The following is a 5135-nucleotide window of genomic DNA, read 5'->3' as shown; positions in this document are numbered from 1 at the left end:
TCCTCTCGAGAGTATGCCGAGAACGTCTTACCGCCATCTTCGCTTAGCACGACAACACCTCCGTTGCCCGCGATGCTCACTTTTCGATTTCCATCAAACGCGCCTGACATCAGCGTACTTTCTGTATTTGAGCTAAGCTGCTCCCACGACTCGCCTGCGTTTTCAGTACGAAACAAATTCCCGCGCAAACCAAATGCCAAAGCCTGCCCTCTACCTTCTAGCGGAACAAGACCAAAAAATGAACCATCGTAGGGCGAATCTAAGGTCTCCCAACTCTCTCCTTGGTCCGAGGAGCTAAATAAAATTCCGGCCTCGCCCCCTATCAATAACGCCCCGCCCTCGAGTTCCGCAATCGTGTTTAAGTGAAAGCGATCAAGGTTATCCAAACGGTTTCCGTAATTAGCCCAAGTCAGGCCGCCATCTTCCGTTTTGAAAAGGAAGCCGTAAGCACCCACAACAAAACCTGTTTTATCGTCTAAAAACATCACATCAAGAAGTGGTTTTGCTGCGCCTACTTCTGCGTCTAGCTGCGCATCTTCCAATGCATACTCCGCATCTTCAATAGCGTACTCAAGATCCGAATCTTCTCCACCAACCTCATCCAGCTCGAACTCCAACTCAGCAATATAGGCTCTAGCCTGCTCGATATTCGACTCATTCGCCTTATTGCCATCAAACTGCTTCACCCAATTAATACCACCGTCATTAGAATGAAGAACAACCCCGCCATGACCAACGGCCCAACCTTTGTCAGCAGAAACAAAGTCAACTGCAGTCAATAGCACTGATACAGGTACCGATGCCTGAACCCAGTTAGCACCCCGGTCGTCTGAATAAAGGATGTGCCCACGCGCCCCAACAGCCACTAACCGACTACCCACATTCTCGATATCCACTAAAAGATAATCGGAAGCCTTTTCTGAAGGCATTGCTGGGGTTTCCAGTACGCCCTCAAAAGCAAGTGCGTTAGAGCTGACTGATGCAACACTTGCACCAAGCATCGCAACTGCACACTTTTTGGCCAAGGGCGAGTTGAGCATGTATCGGAGAATAGAATTCATTCGTTATCCTTAAAACTAGGAAACGCTCTTCGAGAGAGCGTTTTTTAAAAACCAAAGATTGTTAACGTGCTCGGCGTCGCAGAGACTGCGGTTTAAAGTAGCGCTTGTTGGGCACTTTATTTTCAAAAACAGGTGCCTGTCGTTCTTCAGAGTAAACCCCGTTTGCACTGTATCTACGTGATTGCAAATCGTGAAAAACGTTCGCAGAGGTCCAGGTGCCTGGAAGCTCATAGTAGTTTTTCAGTAATGAAGCGCTGACTCTCCAAAGCTCGCCGCGATTGTCATATTGATCAACCAAAGCAACACCCCAAGAATCCTCATCAACGTAGAACACTCGCTTCTTATAAATGTGGCGAGCTCCTTTTTTCAAGTTCGCTTCAACAACATGCACTCTGTGTAGCTCCCAGCGAACATAATCTGGATTTAAGTGACCGGCCTGAGCTAGCTCACTATATTCGAGACCTTTCTGACCGACCATATAGTTGTTATAAGGAATGAAAATCTCTTTAAGACCTTTGTATTCCCAATCGTAGCGGTCAGGTGCGCCGTTATACATATCTGTATCATCGGCAGTACGCGTATTATCTGAAGATGCAATTGGTGAATCATAGGCAAGGTTGGGTGCCCGGCGAACACGACGCTGGCCTGCGTTGTAATCCCATGCCTGACGTGGATCTTTGGTTTGATCCAAGGTTTCATGAACAAGCAGAGCCCCACCAGCCAAACGCGCAGGCGCTTTATTGAATGTCAAAAAATAGAAAAGGATGTTATCGAGCTTCTTAAAACTTCCTTCGGGGTTATGAAAGTTAAAAAATACTTCTTGCTGTTTTGTGATAGGAGAGAAATCACCATCTCGTTGAACAGCAAGTTCGGTATAACGACCCGTTAAGAAAATACCACGCCAGCGAGTTAGGTGATTCCACATAACCTGCAAAGCTTTATCTTCACTATTGCCACTCAAGATCGGAAAAGGAATTCCACCGAATGCATCTTTGATTCCAACCCCCCCCTTAGACAACGTTGCAGTAAGGGCGTTCTTCTTTGTGTTCTCGAGCACCCAATCTGGCATGGCATGAGTTCGTCGACTCGGATAAACATTCATTGCAAACGTATTGGGATACGCTTCCATTAAAGCGTACTGGCCCGGAGTCATGTATTTTTCAAAACCCGGATAGTTCGCTTTATCAATTTTGTATTTCACCTCATCGTCCGCAAACGGATCAATATGGTGCTGCCCGCTACCTTCATAGCCCGCAGGTGCTTCTGTAAGACCTCCAGTCCATGGCGGAATCGTTCCTGCCTCGTTTCCTTCTTTTATCGATCCAAAAGGTGTGAGTGAAGTGCCTAGCTTGTCAGCTTCGGCCTTGGACACTTTCGCATTCACTACTGTCGTATACGACCCACACGCTATAACTGCACCTAGAAGCAGGGTTCTTATTCTCATGATAATTCCTTTGTCTAAACGAGACTTGAGCACTGCCAAAGTGACGGCTCACAAAAACACGTAATTTTTTTATCTTAACTACTTAACTTTTAGCAGATAATTCGCGCGTGTCTATCGAAGTTTTGTTATAAAACTTTTCAAGACTCAAAGTTAAACCTCTGTTTTAGCGTAAGAAATAAACAAAGAAGCCGTATGCGGGGAAGCACACGGCTTGAGATTTTGAAAACCAAATGCGTGAGGACTAAGGCAAACTTTTTTCTACGATTTCTCTCAAGTCTTTTGAGAGTGACTCCTTACGGTGAATTCTCTGAAGCTGTTCGGTCATCAGCGTTTGCCTCGCCACTGAAAACTTCCTCCAGCGCGTCAATGGCGTCGCCAAACGCGATGCAATCTGCGGGTTCTGATCATCTAACTTAATAATCTGATCTGCAAGGAATGCATAAGCTTCGCCATCAAGAGCATGAAAATGCTTCAAATTTTGCCCAGCAAAAGCACCGACCACCGAGCGTAATTTATTCGGATTTAAAAAGTCGAACGCTTCGTGCTCCATTAAGGACTTGATTCGAGACAAATCAGCAAACTCAGAGCTTGCCGACTGAACAGAGAACCAAAGCTCCACAACCTGAGCGTCATCCCTCCATTGATCGTAAAAACGCAAGAGCAAATCTTCAGCGTCCTGCTTATTACCGGAAGCAATCATTGCTGCGAGCGCACCAAGCTGATCTGTCATGTTCCCCGCTTCACTATACTGCTTGCGGCACAAAGCAATAAAATCCTCATCTGCATTAGCACTCAGCATTCCAAGACACACATTCTTCAGAGCGCGCCTAGACATATCGACATAAGACAACCCACCCTGTTCGCCGGCAACGTTGCGGCGGTAACATTCGTAGAGCTCAGAGTGCAACGCAAAGCTCAATTGTTTTCTTGCAAGATCCCTCGCACGACAAATTGAATCAACGTCGGCCTCACTGGACAGCTCGATCAAATAAGAAGCACTGGGCAACTGCATCAGCTTGCACACCATCGCTTTATCAAGCTGCTCATTACGCACAATCTTCCTCACAGCCTCGACAAATGCAGAAGATAATTGCGCGGGCTCCTTATCGGCTATTGCCTTCGTCATTCGCTGAAGCTCATTGACGGCAATCTTCTGCGAAGCATCCCAGCGATTAAATCCATCGCTGTCGTTCTCAGTCAAAAACAGCAGTTGCGAACTAGCGTAATCATAATAGAGCTTCACAGGCGCCGAAAAACCACGCAATAGAGATGGCGTCGGCTCGCTAGCAACTCCCTCAAACACCAAGCTTTCTTCCTCGCCCGAGAGTTCAAATACGGCGCTCGTCTCATTACCGAAACAGGATAAAGGAATATCCTGTCCACTCTCGTCCAGCAGGCCAAGCTCAATGGGAATCAAAAACGGTGCTTTTTCAGGCTGTTGCGGAGTCGCAGGACAGGTCTGCTTAAAATGAAGCGTATAGGTCTGCATTTGAGGATCATACGCACTGAAAACGGTCACTTCTGGAGTACCGCTTTGCGAATACCAGCGTTTAAACTGCGTCAAGTCTCGACCAGAAACATCTTCCATCGCTGCGACGAAATCATCTGTCGTCACTGCCTGTCCATCATGCCGATCAAAGTACAAGTCCGATCCTTTACGGAAGTCGTCCGGGCCCAGTAAGGTATGTAACATACGAACGACTTCTGCTCCCTTCTCGTATACTGTTAGAGTATAAAAGTTGGAAATCTCCATATAAGACGCAGGACGAACCGGATGAGACATTGGCCCAGCATCTTCGGCAAACTGCGCCGTCCTCAATAGGGTGACGTCTTCAATTCGCTTTACCACACGCGAGTTTGTATCTGCCGAAAATTCCGAGTCACGAAAGACAGTAAAACCTTCTTTTAAGCTCAGCTGAAACCAGTCCCGACAAGTAACTCGGTTTCCCGACCAGTTGTGAAAATATTCGTGAGCCACGATCGCTTCAATGCGCTGATAGGCGTTATCTGTCGTCGTTTCTGGCTTGGCGAGTACGCACGACGAGTTGAAAATATTCAGCCCCTTATTTTCCATTGCACCCATATTGAAATCATCAACAGCCACAATCATAAAGATGTCGAGGTCATACTCGCGACCGTAGACCTCCTCGTCCCAGCGCATAGATCGCTTGAGCGCATCCAATGCATAATCACACTTAGTGGCGTTTTTGTGCTCTACAAATATCTCCAAGCGCACCTCTTTGCCACTCATCGTGGTAAAGCTGTCTCGCTGACAATGCAAATCACCGGCAACTAGAGCAAACAAGTAACTAGGTTTCGGAAATGGATCATTCCATTCGGCGAAATGTCTTCCCTCGCCTAGCTCGCCAGAATCAACCAAGTTACCGTTAGACAGTAAGTTAGGATAGAGTTTCTGATCCGCCTCAACCCGGGTGGTAAAAATCGACAGTACATCGGGGCGGTCAAGGTAATAGGTGATACGACGAAATCCTTCGGCTTCACATTGCGTGCAAAACATCGTCGACGACTTGTAAAGCCCTTCTAAACGTTTGTTATCTTGAGGCTTAATCCAGGTCACGACCTCTAGAGTGTGATCAGAGCGTAATCCATCGATTACAAGCTCGGATTCG

At 47.0% G+C, this 5135-nt stretch carries 3 protein-coding genes; all 3 read right to left on the bottom strand.

Annotated features, from left to right (window positions below):
- The coding region (locus A3751_RS19340; RefSeq protein WP_156492645.1) for a YCF48-related protein at positions 1-1061 on the bottom strand (1061 nt) is incomplete at its 3' end.
- 61 nt (positions 1062-1122) lie between these two features.
- Positions 1123-2505 (bottom strand): DUF1329 domain-containing protein, encoded by a 1383-nt coding sequence (locus A3751_RS19335; protein WP_068458603.1) that lies wholly within the window; start codon positions 2503-2505, stop codon positions 1123-1125.
- Between the two features lie 241 nt (positions 2506-2746).
- A partial coding sequence (pepN, locus tag A3751_RS19330; RefSeq protein WP_068458602.1) for an aminopeptidase N occupies positions 2747-5135 on the bottom strand: 2389 nt, incomplete at its 5' end.

This window comes from Oleiphilus sp. HI0080 (assembly GCF_001635135.1).
The sequence above is the reverse complement of the archived record's forward strand: the minus strand, read 5'-3'. Positions and strand labels throughout refer to the sequence as shown.